Source organism: Kitasatospora sp. NPDC093806 (assembly GCF_040683335.1).
Taxonomy (GTDB): domain Bacteria; phylum Actinomycetota; class Actinomycetes; order Streptomycetales; family Streptomycetaceae; genus Kitasatospora.
Map to the genome: position 1 here is coordinate 1 of NZ_JBFBDO010000260.1, position 1489 is coordinate 1489.

The window sequence follows — 1489 nt, forward strand, 5'->3', positions numbered from 1 at the left end:
AGGTAGCGGGCGTGCGGGCGCGGGGACTCCTCGGAGTGGGAGATCGCCCGGCCGGAGGTCATCAGCCCGAGTTCGCGCGGGCGCACCGTCTGGAGGCTGCCGAGGCTGTCGCGGTGCAGCACCTCGCCGGCGTGCAGCCAGCTCACCGTCTGCAGGCCCATGTGCGGGTGCGGCGGGACCTGCATGCCCGGCTCGTCCGCGATGTCGTCCGGGCCGTAGTGGTCGACGAAAGCCCAGGCGCCCACCATCCGCCGCCCCAGGTTGGGGAGCAGACGGCGGACGACCGTGCTGCCGCCGAGGGCGGTTTCGCGCGGGGCGAGGAGTTCGTGGACCGGGCCGCCCGGGGTGTCGGCGCGGCCGCCGCGCACGATGGCCGGGACGGCGGCGGGAACGGCGGCGGCGGTGCGGAGGTCCGACTCAGCCATGGTGGGTCCCGTTTCCTGAGGTCGAGGCGCGCGGGGCGGCCGGGACGATGGGGGTGCCGGCGGAGACCGCCCGGGTGACGGGGGTCCGGTCGGCGATGTCGAGCAGGCGGGCGCGCTGGGTGTCGTCGAGGTCGCCGACGAGGTCGATCCGCCGGGTGATGCGGACGGCCTTCTCGGGGCCCTTCTCGTAGCCGAGGTGGACCCGCACGGTGGTGAGCGGCCAGTCCTTGCGCTGGGCGTACATCCGCAGGGTGATCGCGGTGCAGGAGCCGAGGGCGGAGAGCAGCAGGCCGACCGGGGTGGTGGCGGTGTCGGCGCCGCCGGCGGACTCCGGTTCGTCGGCGGACAGCCGGTGGCGGCCGGAGCGGATGTCGATCCGGTAGTCGTCGCCGGTGCTGGTGGCGACGGCGGCGGCGGAGCGGACGAAGTCCGCGCCGTCGGCGGACGCGGCGGCGGGGGTCGGCGGCGTCACAGGCCGAACCGCTCGCGCTGGGCGGCCGGGACCAGGTCCTGGTAGTCCGGGTGCTTGGTCAGCCAGCCGCGGATGAAGGGGCAGTACGGGAGGACGGCGAGGTCGCGGGCGCGGGCGTCGTCGAGGGCGGCGCGGGCGAGGACGCCGCCGAGCCCCTGGCCGCCGAAGCGCGGGTCGATCTCGGTGTGGATGAACGCGATCTCGCCCTCGTAGCGGTGATACTCGGCGAAGCCGGCGAGTTCGCCGTCGGCGGTGATCTCGTAGCGGGACTGCTCGGGGTTGTCGGCGACCTGGGTCGTCATCGCTGCCTCCTGAGGGGTCGGTCGGCCCGGGACGGGCCCTGGCTTCGGATGTAATTTATCATTCAACTATTGGGTGATCAAGACCCCTCGCGGGGCCCGAGCTCAGGACAGGGTGATCGGCGGGGGCAGGGGGTGGCAGCCGTCCCAGGAGGCAAGCGTGCCCGGCGGGCAGGAGGTGGGGCGTTCGGGCAGGGTCGGGACCGGGCGGGGCGGCACGGTCCACGGGGTCGGGTTGGGGTTGGGGGCCACGGGCGCCTTGGTGGGCTCGGGCGGCGGGGCGACCGGCGCGG

At 75.0% G+C, this 1489-nt stretch carries 3 protein-coding genes and 1 pseudogene; all 4 read right to left on the reverse strand.

What is annotated here, in order from left to right:
• On the reverse strand, window positions 1-425 hold a 425-nt coding region (locus tag AB0N76_RS39815), incomplete at its 3' end, for a pirin family protein (RefSeq protein ID WP_363565744.1).
• On the reverse strand, window positions 418-897 hold the full coding sequence (locus AB0N76_RS39820; protein ID WP_363565745.1) for an OsmC family protein: 480 nt from the start codon (window positions 895-897) through the stop codon (window positions 418-420). The genes AB0N76_RS39820 and AB0N76_RS39815, both read right to left, overlap by 8 nt.
• Window positions 894-1199 carry a GNAT family N-acetyltransferase gene (locus tag AB0N76_RS39825; protein ID WP_363565746.1) on the reverse strand — a complete coding sequence of 102 codons (306 nt, stop codon included), beginning with the start codon at window positions 1197-1199 and terminating at the stop codon, window positions 894-896. Before AB0N76_RS39825 ends, AB0N76_RS39820 begins: the two co-directional genes overlap by 4 nt.
• A gap of 102 nt (window positions 1200-1301) precedes the next feature.
• Window positions 1302-1489 (reverse strand): annotated as a pseudogene (locus tag AB0N76_RS39830) (glycosyl hydrolase family 26); the annotation flags it as partial.